Origin of the sequence: Microbacterium sp., assembly GCF_049661145.1 — a bacterium.
In the GTDB taxonomy this organism is placed as follows: domain Bacteria; phylum Actinomycetota; class Actinomycetes; order Actinomycetales; family Microbacteriaceae; genus Microbacterium.
Genome location: NZ_JBASZT010000185.1, coordinates 1 through 22,916, shown reverse-complemented (window position 1 = coordinate 22,916; position 22,916 = coordinate 1). Strand labels below are relative to the sequence as shown.

21 protein-coding genes are annotated in these 22,916 nt (G+C 69.0%); 14 read left to right on the top strand and 7 right to left on the bottom strand.

Annotated elements, in window-relative coordinates; translation table 11 throughout:
• On the top strand, positions 1-689 hold a 689-nt coding region (locus WBP48_RS08135; protein WP_424438735.1), incomplete at its 5' end, for an MFS transporter.
• Here WBP48_RS08135 and WBP48_RS08130 read toward each other — a convergent pair.
• Positions 690-1,316 carry a superoxide dismutase gene (locus WBP48_RS08130; RefSeq protein WP_424438732.1) on the bottom strand — a complete coding sequence of 209 codons (627 nt, stop codon included), beginning with the start codon at positions 1,314-1,316 and terminating at the stop codon, positions 690-692.
• 293 nt (positions 1,317-1,609) lie between these two features.
• On the opposite strand from WBP48_RS08130, the gene WBP48_RS08125 reads away from it, so the two are divergent.
• Genes WBP48_RS08125 through WBP48_RS08095 form a run of 7 tightly spaced genes read left to right on the top strand, consistent with a single transcriptional unit; the run spans position 1,610 to position 9,420 of the window.
• Positions 1,610-3,190, top strand: a complete 1,581-nt coding sequence (locus tag WBP48_RS08125) for an ABC transporter substrate-binding protein (protein WP_424438728.1) — start codon at positions 1,610-1,612, stop codon at positions 3,188-3,190.
• A gap of 7 nt (positions 3,191-3,197) precedes the next feature.
• Positions 3,198-4,166: an ABC transporter permease gene (locus tag WBP48_RS08120; protein ID WP_424438725.1), complete on the top strand. Its 969-nt coding sequence runs from the start codon at positions 3,198-3,200 to the stop codon at positions 4,164-4,166.
• Entirely contained in the window at positions 4,163-5,119 is a 957-nt protein-coding gene (locus tag WBP48_RS08115; RefSeq protein WP_424438722.1) for an ABC transporter permease, read from the top strand. Before WBP48_RS08120 ends, WBP48_RS08115 begins: the two co-directional genes overlap by 4 nt.
• Positions 5,116-5,901 carry an ABC transporter ATP-binding protein gene (locus WBP48_RS08110; RefSeq protein ID WP_424438719.1) on the top strand — a complete coding sequence of 262 codons (786 nt, stop codon included), beginning with the start codon at positions 5,116-5,118 and terminating at the stop codon, positions 5,899-5,901. Before WBP48_RS08115 ends, WBP48_RS08110 begins: the two co-directional genes overlap by 4 nt.
• The gene (locus WBP48_RS08105; protein ID WP_424438716.1) at positions 5,898-6,713 is read left to right on the top strand and encodes an ABC transporter ATP-binding protein; all 816 of its coding nucleotides are present in this window, start codon (positions 5,898-5,900) and stop codon (positions 6,711-6,713) included. The genes WBP48_RS08110 and WBP48_RS08105 overlap by 4 nt, the downstream gene beginning before the upstream one ends.
• Complete coding sequence (locus WBP48_RS08100) at positions 6,710-8,086, top strand: LLM class flavin-dependent oxidoreductase (protein WP_424438713.1); 1,377 nt, start codon at positions 6,710-6,712, stop codon at positions 8,084-8,086. Before WBP48_RS08105 ends, WBP48_RS08100 begins: the two co-directional genes overlap by 4 nt.
• Positions 8,083-9,420, top strand: coding sequence for an NtaA/DmoA family FMN-dependent monooxygenase (locus tag WBP48_RS08095; RefSeq protein ID WP_424438710.1), 1,338 nt, complete (start codon positions 8,083-8,085; stop codon positions 9,418-9,420). The genes WBP48_RS08100 and WBP48_RS08095 overlap by 4 nt, the downstream gene beginning before the upstream one ends.
• A gap of 17 nt (positions 9,421-9,437) precedes the next feature.
• On the opposite strand, the gene WBP48_RS08090 is transcribed toward WBP48_RS08095, so the two are convergent.
• The gene (locus WBP48_RS08090; RefSeq protein WP_424438707.1) at positions 9,438-10,856 is read right to left on the bottom strand and encodes an NtaA/DmoA family FMN-dependent monooxygenase; all 1,419 of its coding nucleotides are present in this window, start codon (positions 10,854-10,856) and stop codon (positions 9,438-9,440) included.
• Entirely contained in the window at positions 10,853-12,001 is a 1,149-nt protein-coding gene (locus tag WBP48_RS08085; protein WP_424438704.1) for an LLM class flavin-dependent oxidoreductase, read from the bottom strand. Before WBP48_RS08085 ends, WBP48_RS08090 begins: the two co-directional genes overlap by 4 nt.
• Positions 12,002-12,273: 272 nt before the next feature.
• On the opposite strand from WBP48_RS08085, the gene WBP48_RS08080 reads away from it, so the two are divergent.
• Both WBP48_RS08080 and WBP48_RS08075 read left to right on the top strand, forming a co-directional pair.
• Positions 12,274-12,522 (top strand): hypothetical protein, encoded by a 249-nt coding sequence (locus WBP48_RS08080; RefSeq protein ID WP_424438701.1) that lies wholly within the window; start codon positions 12,274-12,276, stop codon positions 12,520-12,522.
• Positions 12,523-12,779: 257 nt separating this feature from the next.
• Complete coding sequence (locus WBP48_RS08075) at positions 12,780-14,114, top strand: DUF222 domain-containing protein (protein WP_424438698.1); 1,335 nt, start codon at positions 12,780-12,782, stop codon at positions 14,112-14,114.
• Between the two features lie 38 nt (positions 14,115-14,152).
• On the opposite strand, the gene WBP48_RS08070 is transcribed toward WBP48_RS08075, so the two are convergent.
• Positions 14,153-15,274: a PLP-dependent cysteine synthase family protein gene (locus tag WBP48_RS08070; RefSeq protein ID WP_424438695.1), complete on the bottom strand. Its 1,122-nt coding sequence runs from the start codon at positions 15,272-15,274 to the stop codon at positions 14,153-14,155.
• Between the two features lie 169 nt (positions 15,275-15,443).
• Here WBP48_RS08070 and WBP48_RS08065 point away from each other — a divergent pair, with 169 nt between their 5' ends.
• From WBP48_RS08065 to WBP48_RS08050, 4 genes are read left to right on the top strand one after another with little or no spacing between them, the layout of a single operon-like run.
• On the top strand, positions 15,444-16,766 hold the full coding sequence (locus WBP48_RS08065; protein WP_424438692.1) for a M20/M25/M40 family metallo-hydrolase: 1,323 nt from the start codon (positions 15,444-15,446) through the stop codon (positions 16,764-16,766).
• Between the two features lie 19 nt (positions 16,767-16,785).
• Positions 16,786-17,874 (top strand): LLM class flavin-dependent oxidoreductase, encoded by a 1,089-nt coding sequence (locus tag WBP48_RS08060; protein WP_424438689.1) that lies wholly within the window; start codon positions 16,786-16,788, stop codon positions 17,872-17,874.
• Positions 17,871-19,298 (top strand): NtaA/DmoA family FMN-dependent monooxygenase, encoded by a 1,428-nt coding sequence (locus WBP48_RS08055; protein ID WP_424438686.1) that lies wholly within the window; start codon positions 17,871-17,873, stop codon positions 19,296-19,298. The genes WBP48_RS08060 and WBP48_RS08055 overlap by 4 nt, the downstream gene beginning before the upstream one ends.
• 26 nt (positions 19,299-19,324) lie before the next feature.
• A complete protein-coding gene (locus tag WBP48_RS08050) occupies positions 19,325-20,386 on the top strand; it encodes an NADH:flavin oxidoreductase/NADH oxidase (RefSeq protein WP_424438683.1) in 1,062 nt (353 codons plus the stop codon).
• Positions 20,387-20,404: 18 nt separating this feature from the next.
• Here the strand turns inward: WBP48_RS08050 and WBP48_RS08045 are convergent, their stop codons facing one another.
• From WBP48_RS08045 to WBP48_RS08035, 3 genes are all read right to left on the bottom strand, one after another.
• On the bottom strand, positions 20,405-20,953 hold the full coding sequence (locus WBP48_RS08045; RefSeq protein ID WP_424438680.1) for a DUF4395 domain-containing protein: 549 nt from the start codon (positions 20,951-20,953) through the stop codon (positions 20,405-20,407).
• Positions 20,937-21,437 carry a thioredoxin family protein gene (locus tag WBP48_RS08040; RefSeq protein WP_424438677.1) on the bottom strand — a complete coding sequence of 167 codons (501 nt, stop codon included), beginning with the start codon at positions 21,435-21,437 and terminating at the stop codon, positions 20,937-20,939. The genes WBP48_RS08045 and WBP48_RS08040 overlap by 17 nt, the downstream gene beginning before the upstream one ends.
• A gap of 83 nt (positions 21,438-21,520) precedes the next feature.
• On the bottom strand, positions 21,521-22,916 hold a 1,396-nt coding region (locus tag WBP48_RS08035; RefSeq protein ID WP_424438674.1), incomplete at its 5' end, for a SufS family cysteine desulfurase.

Genomic DNA, 22,916 nt, shown 5'->3' with positions numbered 1-22,916 from the left:
GTCGGATGCCGCGCGACCAGGCGGCGACCGGGCCCGCCGCCGGCGACGCGCCGGGCGACTCACCGGTTACGGTGCCGCTGCGCGATCGCACGCTCGTGCCGATCATCGTGTTCGGTGTCTCGGCCGTGCTCATCGCGACCGGGCAGTTCGCCTCGTTCACCTACATCCGCCCGTACCTGGAGGGGGCCGCGGGCATCGAGCCTTCGTGGGTCGCCACGCTGTTGCTGGTCTACGGCCTCGCGGGGATCGTCGGCGTCGTCCTGGCGGGAGCCCTCGCCGACCGGATGCCGCGGGCAGCGCTCGTGGGCACCGTGGCGCTGTTCGTCGGCTCGTTCCTGCTGCTGGCCGTGGCGCCGCTGGTCGTGGCGCCGTTGGCCGCAGGGCCGACGGTCACAGCGCTGGTCATCGCCGCAATGGCGGTGTGGGGTGTGGCGATGGGGGCACTGTTCCCGCTGCTGCAGTCAACCCTTATGCGCGTTGCCAGTGAACGCACGCGCACACTTGCCAGCGCGGGGATCGTCGTGTTCTTCAACGTCGGCATCACGATCGGCCCCTGGGCGGGGGGAGCGCTACTGTCCGCGTCGCCTACGGCGCCGCTCATCGTGTCGGCCCTGCTGCTCGCGGTGGCCGGCATCCTCGTCGTCGTCGGCCTCGTCCTCGCAAGAGAGCGGCTGCGGGCGACGACGTGATCAGTTCGCGACGAGCAGTCCTGTGGTCTTCTCGCGTGCGGTGCTGAAGCGCTCCTGCACGTTGGCCCAGTTGGCGATGTTCCAGAACGCCTTCACGTAGTCGGCGCGGACGTTCTTGTAGTCGAGGTAGTAGGCGTGCTCCCAGACGTCGAGCAGCAGTAGTGGCACGGTGCCGGCCGCGAACTGCGACTGCTGATCGAAGAACTGCTGGACGATGAGATTCTCACCGATCGAGTCCCAGAACAGCCCCGCCCAGCCTGAGCCCTGCACGCCGAGAGCGGCGGCGGTGAAGTGTGCCTGGAACTTCTCGAACGATCCGAAGAACTCGTCGATCGCAGACGAGAGTTCGCCGGTCGGCTTGTCGCCACCGTCTGGGGACAGATTCGTCCACCAGATCGAGTGGTTCGTGTGCCCGCCGAGATTGAAGGCCAGATCCTTCTCCAGCTTGTTGATGTTGGAGAAGTCGCCTGACTCGCGCGCTGCGGCGAGCTGTTCGAGGGCTGCGTTCGCCCCCGCGACGTAAGCGGCGTGGTGCTTGTCGTGGTGCAACTCCGTAATGGTCGCGCTGATGTGTGGTTCCAACGCGGCGACGTCATAGGGGAGCTCGGGGAGAGCGTAAAGAGGCATGAAGGTCGGTCCTTTCAATGGTGCGACTGCGGTCTTCAACAAGAGAACCTCCGACGACCATTGAGATCAACGGCGAAGGTCACGCGGTGCAATATCCAAAGCCCCGTCGCGATCGTGTCGGGACACCAGTGGTGGACGAGAACGTCGATTGTGTCTGTGGGTTTCATTCTCTGACGTCGCGTGACACGGCGCCGGAGGGACGCTCGGGCGCGACCGTACAGTGCCACGACGGGGTCAGCACTGTTGTGCCCCGCGCCCCATGAAGGTCCGACCCGCAGCATCAGGAGATCGCAATGACGACCGACCCCGTGTCGAACAGTGACCACGATCCGAGTCTCGAACAGCTCGGCGCCGCCAACGCCGCGAAGCGCCGCAAGCGCAACCTCGCGGTTGGGATCATCGCCGCTGTCGTGGTCGTGGGCGGCGCTGGCGCCGCGACCGCGATCGCTCTGAACCAGCCCGCAGCCGCTCCCACGACCGAGGTGACCTTCGCCGTAGCGCTCTTGCCCGACAATCTTGATATCCGCACCAACTCGGGCGCCGCACTGGACCAGCTGCTGATCGACAACGTGTATGAGGGACTCGTCTCGCGCGACGCGAGCGGAAACATCTCGCCATCTCTGGCCAAGGAGTGGGATGTCTCCGACGACGGCAAGACCTACACGTTCACGCTCAACTCCGGCACCACGTTCTCCAACGGCGACGAGTTGACCAGCTCGGACGTCGTGTGGTCGATCGACGACCTCATCGACAATGATCTGCAGGATGCCGAGGCGCTCGCGAACGTCGACGAGGTCGCAGCCGGCGGTGACGACACCGTCGTCATTACGCTGAGCGATCCCGATCCGACCCTGTTGTACAACCTCGCCGGACGTGCCGGCCTCGTTCTCGATGAGGATGCCGACAACGACCTGCAGACGACGGCGATCGGATCTGGCCCGTTCGTGCTCGATGAGTTCACATCGGGCGACGCCGTCGTCCTCTCGCGCAACCCCGACTACTGGGGCGAGAAGGCGGAGATCGGTACGGCAGTGTTCCAGTTGTTCGCCGACAGCAACGCGGTTCTCAACGCTCTGAATGAGGGCACGGTGCAGTTCGGTGGCGTCGACAAGAACCTGCAATCGCAGATATCCGGCAACGACCGGTTCACCTTGGAGGAGGGCTTCGCGTCCGACAAGTACACGCTTGCGTTCAATAACGCCGTCGCTCCGACGAACGACATCCGGGTGCGCCAGGCGATCCGGCACGCGATCGACCACGACGCCATCGTCGAGGCTGTCGGCGGCGGCAAGACGCTCTATGGCCCGATCGTCGACAGCGACCCCGGGTACGAGGACCTCAGCGACGTCGCCCCGTACGACCCCGATGAGGCGAAGAAGCTGCTGGCAGAGGCCGGCTACGCCGACGGACTGGACCTGACAGTGACGATCCCGTCCTTCTACGCAGGAACGGGGTTCGGCCCGATCCTCGACCTCATCACGTCGCAGCTGTCCGAGGTCGGGATCACCCTGACAGCGAACCAGGTCGAGTTCTCCGCGTGGCTCAACGACGTGCATAAGAACCACGATTATCAGTTGTCGATCGTCGACCACGCCGAGGCGCGTGACTTCTACAACTGGGCGAACCCGGACTACTACTTCGGCTACGACAACCCTGAGGTGCAGGCGCTCTGGAAGAAGGCGACGACCGCCACGAGCGAAGACGACTATGCCGACGCTCTGAAGGAGGCGGCGCGCATCGTCTCGGAGGATGCGGCGGCCGACTGGCTCATCAACCCCACGACGCTGGTCGCCGTCGACACGCGCCTGTCCGGCGTCTCGGTCGACTCCACGAGCTCGCGGCTGAACATCACCGAAGCGACGTTCGCGGAGTGACGCGCCTGTGACCCGGTTCCTCATCGGCAGGGCGGTACTGCTGGTGGTCGGCCTGCTGGTGGCCAGCGTGCTGATCTTCTTCGTGCTGCGTGTCCTGCCCGGGGATGTGGCGCAGGTGATCGGCGGGACGAAGGCAACGCCGGAGCAAGTCGAACGGATCCGCGAGTCACTGGGTCTGAACGAGAGCCTGCTCAGCCAGTATCTGAACTGGCTGGGCGGGCTGTTCCGCGGCGACCTGGGCTCGTCGCTGCTGACCGGACGCCCCGTTTCCGACGATCTCGCTCATCGCTTCGAGGTGACGCTGCCATTGACGCTCCTGTCGCTCACGATCGCACTGCTTGTGGCGTTGCCGCTCGGCACGTACGCCGCGCTGCGTCACGACCGCGTCGCCGGTGTCGCCATCGGCTTCGGCTCGCAGACCCTCGCCGCGGTGCCCGTGCTATGGGCAGGACTTCTGCTGATCCTGCTTTTCGGGCGGGGGGTGGGCTTCATCGGCATCCTGCCCACCAGCGGGTTCCCGCGGTCGGGCTGGACAGACCCGGGGGCGGCGATCGCGGCACTGATCCTCCCCGCGCTGACGATCGGCCTGATCGAGGGCGCCGTGCTGCTGCGGTTCGTGCGTTCGGCGGCGCTCGAGGCGCTTGACCAGGACTACGTGCGGGCGGGAGCCGCCCGCGGCCTCACCCGACCGCAGGCGCTCGTCCGTCACGGCCTGCCGAACGTGGGGCTGTCGATCGTATCGGTGTCGGGACTCGTGTTCGCCGGGCTCATCGCGGGCGCCGTGCTCATCGAAGCCCTCTTCAATCTGCCGGGCGTGGGACGGATGCTGGTGGACGACGTCGGCTCCCGCGACCTGGCCAAAGTGCAGGGTGAAGTCCTGTTCCTCACCGCGATCGTCCTCGTGGTGGGCGCCCTCGTCGACGTCGTGCACCGGCTCATCGACCCCCGTCAGCGCGAGCGGGCGGCTGCAGCGTGAGCGGAACGGATGCCGAGACCTCCGCACGACCGGGCAGGACTCGCTCCGGCGTCCTGCGCGAGATCCTTCGCCGTCCCGGCGGCGCATACGGCGTCGCGGTGGTCCTCGTCGTCGTCCTCGCGGCGGCCGTCTCCCTCGCGTGGACGCCCTACCCGCTGCTGCAGCAGGACGTCGCCGACAAGTGGCAGGGGCCGTCGCCGGAGCACTGGCTGGGCACCGATCAGATCGGCCGCGACACGTTCAGCTGGCTGCTGGCGGGGGCCCGGACGACAGTTTTCGTGGCGACGCTATCCGCCGTCATCGCGGCGATCGTCGGGATCGCTGTCGGTGCTGCCGGCGCGCTGACCCCGCGATGGGTCGCGGAGCCCGTCACCGTCCTCGTCGACATCCTCATCGCATTCCCGACCCTGCTGATCGCGATGCTGCTGGCGGCGAGTTTCGGCGGTTCGCTCTGGGTGGTCGTCGTCGCCGTCGGCATCGCCGGCGGCGTCGCGGTCGCGCGCGTGGTGCGGCCCGAGATCCGCATCGCCGACCGGTCGGACTTCGTTCTCGCGGCGCGGGCGGCGGGCGTCGTCCGCGCTCGCATCGTCCGCCGGCATCTCGTGCCCAACGTCGCGCCCGTCGTGATCGTGCAGCTCTCGCTCATCGCCGCAGCCGCTGTGCTTGCCGAAGCGGGGCTCAGCTATCTCGGCTACGGTGCGCCGGCGGGGACTCCGTCGTGGGGGCGGAGCCTGGCGGAATCCCAGCGATTCATCGGAGTGCATCCCTCAGCGGTGCTGTGGCCGGGGCTGACGATCACTCTCACCGTGCTCGGGCTGTCGCTGCTGGGCGACGCCGTGCGCGAGGCCGTCGACCCGCGGCTGCGCACGCGGCTCGGCGGTCCGCCGCGATCGGGCGGTGCTCGCGGCACCGGCTCAGGGGGATCGCAGCTGAGCGTGGAGCTCGTCTCATGACGCTCGAGATCGAAGACCTGACGATCGACCTGCATGGTAGACGTGTCGTCGACGGGGTGAGCCTGAGGATCGCCGAGGGGGAGCGGTTGGGGCTGATCGGGGAGTCGGGCTCCGGAAAGTCGCTGACGGCGCTGGCCGTGCTCGGTCTGCTGCCTCGGCACGCCATCGTCGGCGGCAGCATTCGCCTCGACGGTCGCGAGCTCGTCGGACTCGCCGACGGCGACTTCGCCCGCATCCGCGGAAAGCAGGCCGCGATCGTGTTCCAGGAGCCGGCGACGGCGCTCAATCCTGTCCGTACCGTGGGAGCCCAGATCGCCGAGCCGCTTCGCGTCCACTACGGCCTCAGCAAGGCACAGGCCCGCGAGCGCGTCGTGCGGCTCGCCGAGCGTGTCGCCCTGCCTGACCCGGAGCGCATCATCCGGCAGTATCCGCACCAACTGTCCGGTGGACAGCGCCAGCGCGTCGCGATCGCCGTTGCCCTCTCGACCGATCCGCGGCTGATCATCGCCGACGAGCCGACGACGGCGCTCGACGTGACGATCCAGGCCGGCATCCTCGATCTCTTCGACCGTACCGTCGCCGACACAGGGGCGTCGCTGCTGTTCATCACGCATGACTTCGCGGTGCTGTCGCAGATCGCGCCCCGGGCGGTCGTGCTCGCCGACGGCGCCGTGGTGGAGACCGGGAGCGTCCACGACATCGTGCACACGCCCCGGCATCCGGTCACGCGCGCGCTCGCCGACGCGGCGCGGGCGACCTCGTGGACGGAGCAGGCGTCATGACCACGTCGGAGCGTGGACCTGCGCTGGTCACCGGCCGCGGTCTCGGTAAGCGCTATGTGCTGCCGAAAGAGTCATTGTTCTCCAGGAGCGCGTACCGTGACGCGGTGATCGACGTCGACATCGATCTGTACGAGGGCGAGACCACCGCGATCATCGGAGAGTCGGGGTCGGGTAAGTCGACGCTGCTGCGGCTCGTGTTGGGGCTGGCGCGCCCGACGACGGGAGAGGCGCGTTTCGATGGGCGGCTCGTCGAACCGGGCGCACCTTCCCGGCTGCGGTGGCTACGCGGTGCGACCGGGATCGTCCTCCAGGACCCGTACGCGTCACTCGACCCCCGCTTCACCGTCGCCCAGACCATCGCGGAGCCGCTGGAAGCACTGCGGCGGCCCGGCGATCACGCCGCGCGCGTGCGCGAAGTGCTTGGTCAGGTCGGTCTTCCCGCGTGGCGCGCCGAACAGTATCCGCACGAGCTGTCCGGCGGGCAGCGTCAGCGGGTCGCGCTCGCTCGGGCGATCGTGCATCATCCGCGCCTGCTCGTCGGCGACGAGCCGTTGAGCGCGCTCGATGTCACCGTGCGCGCCCAGATCCTTGACCTGCTGCGGACATTGCGCGAGAGCCTGGGGTTGACGATCGTGCTCGTCTCGCACGACATCGGTCTCGTGCAACACGTCGCCGACCGGGTCATCGTGATGAAAGACGGCCGGGTCGTCGAGACCGGGCGGACCGCCGACGTGCTGCGAGCTCCCGGGCACGACTACACGCGCACGCTGCTGGCGTCGGTGCCGCGGCTGATCGACAAGGAGACCTCGTGAGTCTCAACCCGCGTACGCCGAATCGCAGCCTCGACTTCGGCGTCCTCTTCGGCACCTCCGGCAACCATCTCGCCGGCTGGCGGCTGCCCGCGAGTTCGGGTGGCGGGAACGCGGGCGCCGAACTCGACGTCTCCGAAGCCGTGCGACTCGCGAAACAGTACGAGCGCGCAGGACTCACCGCGATCTTCGTCGCGGACGTCGTGAGCGTCTGGGGTGAGCACCTCGACTCGCTCAGCCGAACGACACGAGCGAGTTACTTCGAGCCGATCACCCTGCTGTCGGCCCTTGCCTCGGTGACCGAGCGGATCGGCCTGGTCGCGACGGCGACCACGAGCTACAACGAGCCCTACACGATTGCGCGCAAGTTCGCCTCCCTCGACCACATCTCGGGCGGACGCGCCGGCTGGAACGTCGTGACGAGCGTCGTGCCGCTGGAGGCGGCGAACTTCGGCCGCGATGCGCACTACGGTCACGAAGAGCGCTACGCCCGCGCCGCGGAGTTCGTCGCGGCCGTCACGGGGCTGTGGGACTCCGTCGCCGACGACGCGTTCCCTCGTGACAAGGGCAGCGACATCTACCTCGACCGCGTGGGGCGGCGCCCGTTGAACTATCGGGGCGAGCACGTGGCAACGGCCGGACCGCTCAACATCTCCCGGCCGCCGCAAGGGCATCCGGTGATCTTCCAGGCCGGTGCTTCCGAGACGGGCCGAGCCTTCGCGGCCCGTGTCGGCGAGGTGATCTTCGCTGCGCCGCGATCGGTCGCCGAGGCCCGGGCGTACCGCACAGCGCTGGATGCCGCGCTGGGTGCGGCGGGCCGTGCGCCCGGGGACGTGCGGGTGTGGCCGGGGGTCAGCCCCATCGTCGCCTCGACACACGCCGAGGCCGAGCGCCGCCGCGACGAGCTGAACGACCTTCTCCACGAGGACGTGCTGCGCCGGGTCATCCAGGACAATGTCGGCGACGTCGACTTCTCGGGCTTCGACCTCGACGCGCCGCTTCCCGAGCTGCCCGAGTCGAATCGCTCCCGCAGCCGCGCTGCGAGCATCATCGCTCTCGCCCGCGACGAGGGGCTCACGCTGCGTGAGCTCGCCGTGCGGTGGGCGGGCGGCGGCATCGTCGGTACTCCCGAGGAGATCGCCGACCATATTGAGCAGTGGTTCGACGTCGGCGTCGCCGACGGGTTCAATCTCTCCTTCCCGTACCTCCCCGGCGCAGCCGACGCCTTCGTGGAGCAGGTGCTTCCCGAACTGCAGCGTCGCGGCCTGTGGCGTCCGCACTATGGCGCGACGCTGCGCGAGACGATCGGGCTGCCCCGCCCCGACCTCACGATCGCCGACTTCGGCGCCGAGGCGAACGCGACGGTGCCCGCATGACTCGCCAACTGCACCTGAACGCGATCTACACCGCCGCCGGCGGCACGCTCGGCGGCTGGCGGGATGCGGACGCCCCCTCGCGTGCCGGAGTGGACTTCCCGTTCCTCGCGGCGCAGGTGCGAAAACTCGAAGCCGCAGCCTTCGACGCGATCTTCATCGCCGATCTGCTGGCGGTGCCCGACTCGCATCCCGATGTGCTGGAGAAGGTCGCGACTGTCAACGACAGCCTCGAGCCGATCACGGTGCTCGCGGCACTGTCGACGCTCACCGAGCGGATCGGGCTGATCGGCACGGCATCCACCACCTACAACCAGCCGTACACGCTCGCCCGCGCGTTCGCCTCTCTCGATCACCTCTCCCGCGGCCGGGCGGGATGGAACGTCGTGACGAGCCTCATCGACGCCGAGGCTCGCAACTACGGTGCGGACAGCCACCTCGCGCACGATGACCGCTACCGGCGCGCCGACGAGTTCCTCGAGGTCGTGTACGGGCTGTGGGACAGCTTCGACGAGGATGCGTTCGAGTGGGATGCCGAGTCGGGCCGCGCGTTCCGGGAGGACGGCATCCATCGCCTCGACCACCGCGGCGAGTTCTTCCGCGTCGCCGGTCCGCTCAACATCGCACGTCCACCGCAGGGCCGGCCCGTCATCGCGCAAGCGGGCGCCTCTCCTGCGGGCCGCGATGTGGCGGGAAGGCACGGCGAGTTGATCTTCTCGGGGGCTGCGCGGCTGGAGGACGCCGTCGAGTACGCCGATGATCTGCGGCGACGGGCGGAGGCGGCGGGTCGACGACGCAGCGACATTCTGCTGTTTCCCGGGCTGTCGCCCGTGGTCGCCGCCACGCGCGGCGAAGCGGAGGATCGGTTCGCGCGGATCGCGGGGCTGCTGCACCCGCGGGTCGCGCTGGGCGACCTCGAGTACTGGCTTGGCGGGGTGGACCTCACAGCCTACGACTACGACGGGCCGTTGCCGCAGTTCCCGCAGAGCAACCAGTCGCACAGTGCGCAGCAGCAGATCTACGAGACGGCTCGGCGCGAGAATCTCACCATTCGCGGCTTCGTGGAGCGGCGTCTGAAAGCTGACCAGCTCGTCGTCGGGACTCCCACCGAGGTCGCTGACCACATCCAGGAGTGGTTCGAGGCGGGCGCCGCCGACGGCTTCAACGTGTCGTTTCCGGCGCTGCCGGGCACTCTCGACGCGTTCGTCGAACTGGTCGTGCCCGAGCTGCGCCGACGCGGACTGTTCCGTGAGCGTTACACCGGGACGACGTTGCGCGAGCACCTCGGACTCGACCGGCCGCTCCCGCGGTCGTCGGGGGACGCTCTACGCCTGTGACCCGTAGAGCACGAGGGTCAGGCGGTTCGGCGGGTCAGTGGCGGTCGCAATCCGAGGTGCTCGCGCAGGGTGGTCCCGATGTACTCGGCGGGGTACACGCCGCGCTCTTGCAGCTCGGGGATCAGGGTGTTGACGATGTCGTCCAGCCCGGCTGGGACGTGGGAGAGGCCGAGGTTGATGCCGTCGTAGGCGCCGCTACGGACGGCGTGGGCGAGCTCGTCGGCGATCTGGGCGGGCGTGCCGATGTGGGCGCGCTCGCTGCCCAGGTGCAGGACGAGCTGGCGGATGCTGGTGAAGCCGTGCTCGGCGCTGATCGCCCGCCAGTTGTCGACGACTTGCTTCGGGGTGAGGTAGTGGCCGACGGTGCCGCCTTCGACGCTGATCTCCTGGATCTCCGGGTCGAAGTCCGGCAGGGGTCCGTCCGGGTCGAGTTCGGGAAGCTCACGCCCGTAGGACTTCTCGACGAACTGGACGATGTGCTGATCCGTCCAGGTGACCTGCTGGCGCCACCGGGCCTTTTCCTGTGCTTCATCCTCGGTGGCGCCGAGGATGAAGCCCCCGCCGGGCAGGATGAGCACGTCGTCGGCGGGGCGGCCTGCCGCCTCGACGCGACGGCGGATGTCCGCGGCGAACTTCAGGGCGTCCTGGATCTCGACATGGCGAGAGAAGATGACGTCGGCCTGCCGGGCGGCGAGATCCCGGCCGCCGTCGGAGTCGCCGGACTGGAACAGCACGGGGTGGCCCTGCGGGCTCGGCGGCACGGTCGCGGTCGCCGACACCTGGGCGAAGTCGCCGTCGCCGGTCACCCGGGTGCCGGTGCGGCCCCATTGTTCGGCGTCGCGGCGGGTGGCGATGTCGAGATTCTGGCCGGCATCCCAGAGAGCCCGGACCAGGCGTACGTTCGCCTCGGCGTGCGTGTACCGGTCGGGGACGGCCACCCAGCCGCCGCGGCGGAAGTTCTCGCCGGTCCACTCGTTGACGGTGGTGACGATGTTCCACGCCGCCCGGCCGCCGGAGAGGATGTCGAGCGTTGCCAGGCGCCGGGCCAGGTCGAAGGGTTCATGGTAGGTGGCGTTCTGGGTGGCGACGATCCCGATCCGGGTGGTGACCGCGGCGATCGCCGCCAGCGCGACCTGGGAGTCCGGACGGCCGGCGACGTTCAGCTCGATCAGCTTCTCGAGGTGCTCTCGCAGCCGGAGACCTTCGCCGAAGAAGAACGCGTCGAACAGGCCCCGCTCGGCGACCTGCGCGACCTTGCGGAAGGCTTCGAAGTCGATCTGGTCGATCGCATCCGGAGCCGTCCAGTCCACGCCGGGGCCGACTCCGGAGTAGAACACGCCGAAGTGGACGCGGGCAGTCGGGCGCGCGTAGTCGCTCGCATCCGGGGCTCCGGTCTCCCGGGTACCTGTGTTGGAGATGGTGGTGGCGGTGCTCATGCCCGGCTCTCCTCTCTGACGTGCTGCAGTTGCTGGGCGGTGCCGATGGCGAAGACGTTGTCCGGGCGCGGCAGGCCGAGACTCTCCCTCAGGGTTTGCCCCGGCGCCGTCGACGTCAGAAGTCCGCGCTGGCGCAGGCGGGGGAGCACGGCACGTCCGAGCTCCTCGCCGTCCACATCCAGGACCGCCGGGTGCAGGCGCACCCCGTCGACGAACTCCGCCAGCTGGGCAAGAACAGCGACCAGGGAGTCCACGTCGCCAACATGACGCGGCCGCGGCGGTGCCGCTGAGCTGGCCAGGGCGTCGCGTCGTGCGGCCTCGTCGAGCTCTGCCAGGCGCTCCTGCGCGGTTCTGCCCTGCACCGGGAGCACCACCTCGAGCTCTCCGAGGACGCGCGGGATGCCGGCAGCCCGCGCGAGCGAGGCCGAAGCTTGGAGCTCTTCGATGTGGGTTCCGGTGAGCAGGGCGACGTCGATGAGCTGCGCGGGCAGTGCATCCAAGGCGGCGAACACCGGCACTTGCCCCTGTGGGGGCCGGGGGGTGATGGCGGCGGCGTGCACGGTGAAGCTGCGCCCGTCGAAGCCCGCCGGGTGGATCCGATCCCGGTCGAGATACCGGCTGCTGGTGGCGTCGCGGATGACCGCCTCGTCCTCCCAGGAGTCCCACAGGAGCCGGGCGGCGCGGATCACGTCACCGGACTCGCTTTGCACGGCGTCCGCATCGCTGATCGCCTCCCGGCCGTAGGCGGCCCCGTCGGCGGCATCGCCGGAGGCCGTGGCGATCCAGCCGGCGCGGCCGTGGGAAACGTGGTCCAGGCTGGACAGCTGCGCAGAGAGGTGGAAGGGCTCAGCGAAGGTGGTGTGCGCCACGGGGATCAGGCCGATGCCGGAAGTCTGCGGGGCCGCGAAGCCTGCCCGCAGCACCGCATCCAGGCGGCCCGTGATTCCGGGCTCGGCTTGGGGCGGCTGGGGGCTGTCTTGGATGGTCACGGCGCTGAAGCCGTGGCGTTCGGCGTCGCGGATCGTCTGCACTGTTCGCTGCGGAGTGAGGAGCTCGTCGGGCTGGTGCTCGGCGAAGCGCCACGCGGAGGGATGAGCACCGTCCCCGTCGATCTCTAGCGCGACAAAGAAACCAGGTCCGGGCATGTCGTCCTCCTCATGCAGTTGATGCGGATCGCTACCGACGGTAGAGCCGTCTGGGCGCACCGGAACGCGGCGGCGGAAACAGTTGTTCGCATACCGTCACATAGTGACTCGGTGCTTCAGGTGACAAAACCCGCGGAAACTCCAGCGCCATTCCCGCAGAAGGTGCCACCTGATGCGAAAGTCTCGCCTCGCTGGGCGGACTTTCTTGTCCCACGGCGCGGCAGCGCCTCTGAGAAGCTGAAGCGAAGCGCGCCAGGAAAAACATCTCGCGCGTGACCGCCACGGTCGGCAACGGCGCCGAACACGTGCGCTGTTCCCGCGACGTCGAGCACCTGCACGCCGGGCGCAAGGACGAACACGACGCGCACGGCGGCGTCGCGGGAGTCCTCGGACGGCGGTGTCATGGCGTGCTCAGTGACGCCGCGGTATCCTCAAGGGTCGCGATGCGTGCGAACCGGCCTGCGAGAACGAAATCGATGCGCTCGATGATGGCACTCGGTGCGCTCGATGATGGCATCTAGCGCGAAAGTCGCGCAACATGACCCAGACTTCCTCGCCCCACGGCGCGGCAGCGCCACTGAAAAGCTGTGCCGAGGACCGCGCCGGTGTCGGGTCGGACGATCGGGAACGCGTGCGGTCGGAGATCGGAACGATCTGGTCACGCGCTCGCCCCGCCGGATTTTCATGAGAGAACTCTCATGAGACTATTTCCTTGTGAACCTCTGATCGGCCGTTTTCGGCGGGTTCAATGTCGGAGGCCCCTCGTAGTGTCGGGGGTATGGGAAACGACACGCTCACCGGCATCCAGGCGGCGCTCGACGCGCTGCGGGATGTCAGCGGCGGGCGCGCGTCGTCGTCTCTCACGCCGGGTGAGTTGGTCGCGGCGAACGAAGCGGTCGGGGTACTGCGCCGGCAGGTGGATGCCGTGTGCGCAGAACTGTCGGCCGAGATCTCCCGGCAGTCGCGGACCGAGCTCGGCAAGGACTCCCTGTCGCGGGCGCTGGGATTCCGCACCCCGGAGGCGATGATCTCCGCAGCCACCGGCGTACCGGTGCCAGAGGCGAAACGGATGGTGCACGTCGGTGAAGCGACCGCGCCGCGCACCTCCCTCACCGGGGAACCGCTGCCCGAGAAACACCCCCACGTCGCCGCCGCGTTCCGGGCGGGCCGGATCGGCACCGCCGCAGCCGACGCGATCGTCGCGATGCTCGACAAGGTTGCCCTGCGCGCCGACACCGCCGCGGCCGATGCGATGGAAGCGCAACTCGCCGACGCCGCTCCGGGCCTGCGACCGGATGAGCTCGCGAAACTCATCGTCCGCGCCGAGACCTACCTCGACCCCGACGGCGTCGAGGACAAGCTCGCCGAAGCCCGCGCGGATCGGGCGCTGACCATCAGCGAACGCGACGGGGTACTGCGAGTCGAGTTCCGTTCCGACGTCCTGTCCGCAGCTCCCGTACGTGCCGCCATCGAAGGCATCGTCACCGCGACGCTGAACGCAGGCCGGGACCGCCCCGACGACGAAACCGACCAACGCTCCATCCGCCAACTGCGCGCCGACGCGCTGATCGAACTATGCGACCACGCCATCGGGTGCGAAGCCACCCCGACCAGACCCACGACCACCGTCGTCGTACGCATGACCCTCGACCAACTCACCGACGGTGTCGGCACCGCCACCATCGACGGCACCGACCAGCCCATCCCCGCCGGGCAGGTCCGGCGCCTCGCCGCGAACCTCGAAATCATCCCCGTCGTCCTCGGCGGCGACTCCGAGATCCTCGACCTCGGCCGCGCGGCCCGCCTGTTCACCAAACCACAGAAGCACGCGATCACCGAACGCGACGGCGGTTGCGTGGGTTGCGGGGCACCACCGGGCCGGTGCCACGTCCACCACCTCACCTGGTGGTCCCACGGCGGCAGAACCGACCTCGCCAACGGGGTCCTGCTCTGCTCCGCGTGCCACCACCGGCTCCACGACGACGGCTGGGACATCCACATCGACGGCCCCGGCATCCAAGCCCGCGTCTGGATGATCCCACCCGCCTGGATCGACCCCCACCGAAGACCCCGCCCCGCCGGAAGACACCGCCACGACCTCGCCGCCGCCTGAACGCGACTACCGCGCCGGCACCGGGCAACGGGATTCTCTCAGACCACCGACGATGCGACGGGCTCACGACTGCCGTCGGCGTCGGTCGCGGTTGAGTCGGCATCCGTGACGGATGATGTCGCCGGAGCGACGCCGAACCACCGGTCCGCGATGTCGCCGAAGTCGTGGTCGCGCAGCCACTGCTCGTCGTACTCCGCCGAGGCGTAATCGCGGGCGTGGTCGGCGGAGAAGGCCACGATCACGTCGCCGGGCGATGCCGTGGCGGCCAGCTCGAGCGCGATCTTGATGCTCAGCACCGAGCTCGGCCCGAGCAGCAGGCCCTCGGAGCGAGCGAGCTGGAATCCGAAGTCGATCACCTCGCCCTTCGTGCGGGCTTCGAGCACGTCGAGCTGGTCGAGGTCGACGTTGTCGGCCCAGTCCTGCTCCAGCTCCTCGTAGCCCGGCGCGCGGTGGAAGGTCTTGTTCAGTGCCGAGTCGGCCCACGGCCGCTCCGGGAGGTCGAAGGTCGTCCCGATCACCCTGATGTCGGGTGACTGTTCGCGTAGGTACCTCCCGGTCCCACTCACCGTCCCGCCGGTGGCGATCGCGGCGACGAAGTGGGTGATACGCCCCTCCGTCTGGTGCCACAGCTCCGGTCCCGTCGTCGCGTAATGGGCGGCGGGATTGCTCGCGATGGACTGCTGCCGCGACCACCAGAGGTTGTCATCGGCCGCGGTCGCTGCTTCGGCGACGGCCCACGCATGTTCCGGATCGGTCTTGTCCACGTCGAACCGTCCGGGAATGACGTGGACGCCGAGCAGACGCAGCAGATTGAGCTTGTTGCGCGAGAGATCGGGTTTGGCGATGACGGTCGACTCGTGCCCGTGGAGCAGCCCGACGAGCGCCAGCCCGATCGAGGTGTTGCCCTGACCGGTCTCGATGATCCGCGCGCCGGGTTTCAGCACGCCGTCCGTCGCCGCCTGCCGCAGGATGTTCGCGGCGATACGGTCTTTCGACGAACCACCGGGGTTGTAGTGGTCCAGCTTCACATAGACGGATGCCGGAAGGTCCTGCGTGAGCACGTTGAGCCGCACGAGCGGGGTGTTGCCGATGAGGTCGAGCACGCTGTCGTACGTACGGGCGGTGCTGACGCCGCTGGCACCGGAGATTGTCGTCGTCATGCCCCGAAAGTAGATCGTCGCAGCGAATCCGCGCCGGATATATCGGACCGTGAACGCGCGTGACGCGCTGTTTCAGCGCGTGTCACGATGCATGGATCGAGCGAAAGGGACGACGTAGCGTGGCGCAGCGAGGCTCGCATGCCTCGGGCAGTATGACGCAGGGATACCTATGACGACCACGCTGGAGGATGAGGCGCTCGCCTTCGTCCGCGACCTCATCCGCATCGAGTCTGTGAACACGGGCATCGCGGAGACGACCGGCGACGGTGAGACGCGTGCCGCCCGCTACGTGCAGGAGCGGCTCGCCGAGGTCGGCATCCCTTCGGAGTTTGTCGAGTCGCGTCCAGGTCGTGGCTCGCTCGTCGCCCGCATCCCGGGAAGTGACCCGGATGCCGGTGGTCTGCTCGTCCACGCCCACCTCGATGTCGTCCCGGTCGAAGAGAAGGACTGGACGTATCCGCCGTTCGGCGCCGAGATCCACGACGGCTACCTTTATGGCCGCGGCGCCGTGGATATGAAGGACTTCGCGGGAATCATCCTCGCGGTGGCTCGTCACTTCGTACGCGAGGGCATCGTGCCGCGGCGAGACATCGTCTTCGCCTTCCTTCCCGATGAGGAGCGGGGAGGAGTGTGGGGCGCGCGCTGGCTCGTCGAGCACCGGCCAGAGTTGTTCGCCGGCGTCACCGAGGCGCTCAGCGAAGTCGGCGGGTTCTCCGTGCCTCTCACCGGCGAGCCCGGCGATGAGCGGCGCGCCTACCTCGCCGCGACGAGCGAGAAGGGTTCCGCGGGCGTGACACTCACCGTGCGCGGCCACGCGGCCCACGGCTCACGCCCCACCGATGACAACGCCGTGGTGCGCCTGGCCGCCGCCGTCGCGCGCATCGGGGCGCACCGTTTTCCGCTCGTGCGTACGCCCGCCCTGCAACGTCTTCTCGATGTCTTCGGTGAGGCGAGGGGACTCGAGTTCAGTGACGAGTCTCTCAGGGAGGACCTGGCGAGCCTTGGTTTCGTGTCCTCGTTCATCGACGCGACCACCCGGAATACGGCGACACCGACGGTGCTGAGCGCGGGAGAGACGACCAACATCATTCCCGCCGAGGCGATCGCGCGGCTCGATGTCCGCATCCTTCCCGGACAGGACGACCAGGTGCGCGCGGAACTGGCCCGGCTCGCAGGGGATGACGTGACGGTGCGGTCGGGTCGCTGGTGGTCGGCGACCGAGGCGCCCATCGACGTACCGCTCCTCGACGTCCTGCAGAAGGCTATCTCCGCGGAGGATGCCGAGGGCGTCGTCGTGCCCTACCTTCTGCCGGCGGGCACCGACAACAAGCACTTCGCACGCCTCGGCATCCACGGGTACGGCTTCGTCCCGCTGCGGGTTCCGCAGGAGTTCGACGTGTTCGCGCAGTTCCACGCCGCCGACGAGCGTGTGCCCGTCGACGCGCTGTTGTTCGGCGCACGTGTCACAGCGCAGATCCTGCGCGAGGCGTGACGGGCGCAGGAGAGGAACCATGTCTCGCATACCCTTCGGCATCGCCATCGACGGTGAGGGCGCTCACCCCGCCGCATGGCACCAGGCCGACCGCGGGCCAGCGGACCTGTTGACACCGTCACGCATTGCCGACAGGTTTCGCGTGCTCGACGACTCCGCGGTCGCGTTCGCGCTCATCCCGGCGGCCAATACCGCAATCGTCGGCGCGCTCGACGCCGTCGAGACCGCGAACTTCGCCGCCGCGGTCACGTCGCGCCTCAGCCTCGTGGCCGAGGTGAACACCATCCGCGCCGAGCCGTTCCACCTGGCGAACCAGGTGAACACGCTCGATTGGGCGGCCCAGGGCCGGGCAGGATGGCTCGCCGCCCTCGATGACTCCGTCGACGCGGCGGCGGCCTACGGCGCCGCGCCGCACGCCGATGCATCCGAGGCGACGCGAGAGGCCGCCGATGTCGTCGCGGCCGTGCGGCTGCTCTGGGATACCTGGGAGGACGATATCTTCCTCGCCGACGAGGCGACAGGGCGCTTCCTCGACCTCGATCGCTGGCACTACGCCGACTTCGAGGGCACGTCGTTCAGCATCAAAGGGCCCGGACTGCTGCCACGGCCCCCGCAGGGGCAGCTCCCGGTGTGGGGCCGCGGGCCCGTCGGCGAGCCGTTCGCCAGGCAGGTCGACATCGTGCTGGTGTCCGGCGGCACGGTGGCGGACATCGATGCGCAGGTACGGGCCGCAGCATCCGTCGGCATCGCGCGAGCCGTTGCCGAGGTGGAGGTCGTGCTCGACGCGCGCGGGGTCGAGGCATCCGATCGTCTTGCCGCGCTCGACGCGGCCACCAGCGGGGGGACGACGGGCCCGGTGCGTCTGACGGGTCCGGCCCACCGGGTCGCCGAGCAGCTCGGCGAGCTTGCCGACCACGTGGACGGCATCGTGCTGCGACCGGCCGTGCTCGACGTCGACGTTCCCGTCATCATCGAAGAGGTGCTCCCCGCGCTCGAGCGTGACAGCGTCCTCCTGCCCGACGCCGCGACGCAGCGTGACCTCTTTCGACTCGAACGTCCCGCGAACGCCTTCGCGCGCCCCGGCAACGCGATCAAGGAGACCCCGTGAACGATCTCGCACCCTCGCCGCGTGAGGCAGCCCGCACCGACTACCCGCGCCCCGGGGCGCGGGTGCACCTCAACGTCTTCCAGCCGTTCGGTCCGATCTACGAATGGTCGAAGACACCGCGGTCGCGCGACTACTACGAGCCGGCCAAGTACCTCGAACTGGTGCAGGATGCCGAGCGCGGGCTCTTCTCGGCGATCTTCCTCGGTGAAAGCCTGCGGCTGCGCGAGCACCTGGGCAGGCTCAACGACATCGCCGTGACGGGCCGCCCCGACGCGCTTGCCCTGTTCGCCAACCTCGCTGCTCACACGCGGCACATCGGATTGGTCGCAACCCTCAACACGACCTACACCGACCCGGTCGATCTCGCCCGCCGCATCGCCACGGTCGACGTCCTCAGCGGCGGCAGAGCCGGCTGGAACGTCGTGACCACCGACAACGGTTGGACTGGCGAGAACTTCCGCCGCGGAGGTTTTCTCGACCGCGAGAACCGCTACCGATACGCCGAGGAGCACGTCGCCGCGGTGCAGGCCCTGTGGGACGGATTCGCCGCCGATGCGGTCGCGCACGATCGCGGCGCCGCGCATTGGGCGGAGGGTGTCGCCGAGGTCGAGCGTCGCGGCGCGCACATCAGTCTCCGCGCGACTCCCACGGTACCGCCCAGCCCGCAGGGGCAGCCCGTGTACTTTCAGGCGGGCGATTCCGACGAGGGCCGTGACTTCGCGGCACGTCGCGCCGAGGGCATCTTCACGCACCACGTCGAGTTCGACGAGGCCGTCGCCTTCACCGCCGACATCCGTCGTCGCGCGCGCTCCTATGGGCGCCCGGGCGACGACATCCTCGTCATCCCGGGGGCTTCGATCGTCGTCGCACCCACGCGTGCCGAAGCCGTTGAGAAGCATCACTACTACCGAGATCTTTTCCTCAACGATCGTCGCATTCGGCAGGTCATCGAGGAGGTGTGGCAGACCGATCTGAGTCACGTCGATCTGGACGGTCCGCTTCCCGACGTGCCGCCTGCCGTGGACCGGCAGAGCCGGACGCACGGCATCGTGCACACCGGGCACGAGCCCGAGGTGAAGATCCGTCAGTGGCGTGCGATCGCCGACGAGCATGGATTCACGATCCGGCAGCTCGTGCGCCACCTCGTCGACAGCCGCGTCTTTCTGGGGACTCCGGATGAGGTGGCCGACGAGCTCGCTCACCACGTGCGCTCCGACGCCTTTGACGGGCTGAACGTGAGCCCGAACGCGTTCCCCGACGGGGTGCGCGATATCGTCGACCTCCTGGTGCCCGCACTGCAGGAACGCGGTGTGTATCCCGACGCCTATGCCGGAACGACGCTACGTGCGAATCTTGGTTTGCCCGAGACGGTTGCCCATCGAGTGCCCGAACTCGCGCTGCTGAGCGCATCGGCATCCGCGTGAGCGTGAACGCGACGCCCCTACCCTCCGTGGTCGCAGGCGCTGGCCTGTTCACCCCGCTCGATCTGCGCGAGCTGCACATCAGCAACCGCTTGTGGCTCTCGCCGATGTGCCAATACTCGGCGGTGGACGGTGTCGTCGGCGACTGGCATCTGGCGCATCTCGGCGACCGCGCCTCGGGCGGGTGGGGCCTGTTGTCCACGGAGGCGACGGCCGTGTCGCCAGAGGGACGGATCACACGGGCGGATGCCGGCATCTGGACCGATGTGCAGCGCGACGCCTGGGCGAGAATCGTTGACTTCGTACACAGCCGGGGCGCGCCGATCGCGCTGCAGCTCGCGCACGCGGGACGCAAGGCATCGCTTCCGGTGCCGTGGACGCGGCGTCCCGGCGTGCTCTCCGGAACTGAGGGTGGGTGGAGGCCGCTGTCCGCCACAGATGCGGCCTTCCCGGGGCTCGCGACGCCCCGGCGCGCGGACGGTGAGGACCTCAGTCGCATTGTGGCCGAGTACGCAAACGCGGCGCGCCGCGGCGTCGAAGCAGGGTTCGATGCGATCGACGTGCTGGCCGGGCACGGCTTTCTGATCCACTCCTTCCTGTCACCACTCGTCAACGACCGCGACGATGACTATGCCGACCGGGCGCGACTGCTCGAAGAGGTCGTCGTCGCGATTCGCGCATCCATCCCCGCACAGGTTCCGCTGCTGCTTCGCGTGTCATCGCGCGATTGGGTTCCCGGCGGACTCACCGACGACGACACCGCGGAGATCGTCGCCCGTATCGCACCTCTCGGCGTCGATCTGGTCTCGGCCTCATCCGGCGGTCTGCTGCCCGCCGACATCCCGATCGAGCCGGGCTACCAGGTGTCCGGCGCGGCGCGCATCCGTGAACGCACCAGCATCCCTACGGCCGCGGTCGGGCTCATCACCGACGCTGCTCACGCCGATCGGCTGATACGGTTGCGCGCTGCGGATGCCGTACAGGTTGGACGTGCTGCGCTGCGCGACCCATATTTCGCCCTTCGTGCAGCTCACGAACTCGGTGCCGATGTGGGTTGGCAACCCCAGTACGAGCGGGGCGCGTGGGCCTGACGTGGAACCCGGGCGGAACTACGCGCTGAGCAGGCCGCCGCGTGGGCGGAAGACGCCGACGCGGGCGAGCGCGAGGTAGATCTGGCAGCCGAGGCAGAACGCGAAGGCGGCGTTGAGGAACGCGGCGAGGAACGCGGCGGCACCGGCGATCGGAAGCGCCCACGGGACACCCGCGAGGTAGAGCACGATCCCGATCGCGACGACGATGAACCCGACGACCTGCGCGAACCGCGGCGGACGGGGGTCCTCGAGTTCGGACGGCGGCTGCAACCGCGGCCGCACGACGCTGCGGTACAGGGCGCCCCACGGGGCGGTGCCCGGAGAGGTGAACCCCCACACGAAGAGCAGCGCGATGACGACGAACAGCCAGAACGACGGCTCGGCGACGCGTTCACCGAACGTCGTGCCCTCCTGCACCGGGGCGCCCAGAAGCGACCAGAACACCGCGACCGCGAGGAGCACGGTCGTGATCCAGGCGCCGAACCGCGGCCCGCGCGGATCGATCCCGGCCGGCCTGCCGACATTCGAGCCGGGTGTAGCTGAGGTGCTGTTAGTGGACGATGACATCGGAGTGTCTCCTCGGTGATGAACCCTGCATAGCAGACGCGGGTGAGGTCGGTGTTGCGGACCGCGGTTCGCGGAGGGCCGCGATCTCAGTACGGACGGATGCCGCCGACACGGCTCCGGCGAAGCTCGCCGCGATGACGCCACGACGGTCGACGACGAACACCGTCGGCGTGGTCAGAATACGGAACCGCGCGGCCAACTCGGGACGGTGGGTGAGATCGATCTCCGTGAGCACGACACCCGGCTCGCCTGCCACGACACCGTTCAACGCCCGGCGAACTCCCGGGCACCGGGCGCAGTACTCCGTGCTGAACTGCACGATCGTCGCCACCTCGGCCAGCGCGTCGAGTCCAAGGTCGGATGCCGTCACATCCGCCCGTCGACGGCGCTGCTTGCGTCCCGACAGGGCTCGCCCCACGAAGCCGACCACGACGGCAACGGCAACGAGGGCCGCGACAACGGCCGCGGCGACAATGGGTTCCACGCTGTGATGGTAGGCACGCCCGCGCGCGTGGGGGGCGGCATCCGTCACATGACGTAAGACTTGCGCTGCACCAGTCGCGCCGTTCAGCCGTTGGGCGTCGCCACGATGCGCTCGACCTCGGCGACGAGCCGGTCGGCTTCGCCGAACGTGTTGTAGAACGCGAACGACGGTCGCACCGTCGTCTCCACGCCGAGCCGACGCAGAATGGGCTGCGCACAGTGGTGGCCGGCACGCACGGCGATGCCCGCCTCGTTCAGGCGCTGCCCGATGCGCACACTGTCGTGACCGTCGATCACGAACGAGATGACGCTCGCCTTGTGGGCGGCCGTGCCGATCACGCGCAAGCCCGGAATGGCGGCGAGGCGTGGCTGCGTGGAGGCGACGAGGTCGTGCTCGTAGGCGGCGATGCGCTCGATGCCGATGTGCTCGACGAAACGCAACGCCTCGCCGAGACCCACGGCATCCGCGATGTTGCCCGTCCCCGCCTCGAACGTGTTCGGTGGCGGCTGGAAGATCGAGCGTTCGTAGGTCACGTCGGCGATCATGTTGCCGCCGGTCTGCCACGGTGAGGTCTCGGCGAGAGCCTCTTCGCTGCCATAGAGAACGCCGATGCCGGTCGGGCCGAAGACCTTGTGGCCGCTGAAGACCACGAAGTCGGCACCGATCTCCTGCACGTCGACGCGCGCGTGCGGCACCGACTGCGCCGCGTCGATCAGCACGCGTGCGCCGTGGCGGTGGGCGATCTGCACGATCTCGGCGACCGGGTTGACGGTGCCGAGCGCGTTGGAGACGTGCGTCGCCGCGACGAGTTTGGTGCGCGGGCTCAGCAGGCGCTCGAACTCCGAGAGGATGAGCGTGCCGGTATCGTCGACGGGCGCGACTTTGAGTACGGCGCCGGTCCGCTGCGCGAGCCGCTGCCACGGCACCGTGTTGGCGTGGTGCTCGAGGTTCGTGATGAGGATCTCGTCGCCCGGCGACACGTGCGCGTCGCCCCAGGCGAACGCGACGAGGTTGATGGCCTCGGTCGCTCCCCGCACGAACACGATGTCCTCGACGCGCGGAGCGTTGAGGAACCGACGGACCGTCTCGCGCGCCTCTTCGTAGGCGTTCGTCGCGCGGGCCGCCAGTTCGTGGGCGGCCCGGTGGATGTTGGAGTTCTCGTGCCGGTAGAAGTGAGTGAGGCGGTCGATGACGGCCTGCGGCTTCTGCGTCGTCGCGGCGTTGTCGAGCCACACGAGCTGGTGCCCGTTCACGCGCTCGGTGAGGATCGGGAACTCGCGGCGGATCGCCGCGACGTCGAAGACCGCACCGTCGTCCAGCACGCGGTGACGGATGCCGCCGGAGCGCGCCGGATCCCCGAGCTCGAAGTAGTCGGGCTCGGCGGGCGCGATGGGGCGGGCGAACGCGCGCAGGTCGGGGATGCCGAAGGAGACGAACCCGGCGGCATCCGGCACGGCGGGAAGCGTCGCGGCGACGGCC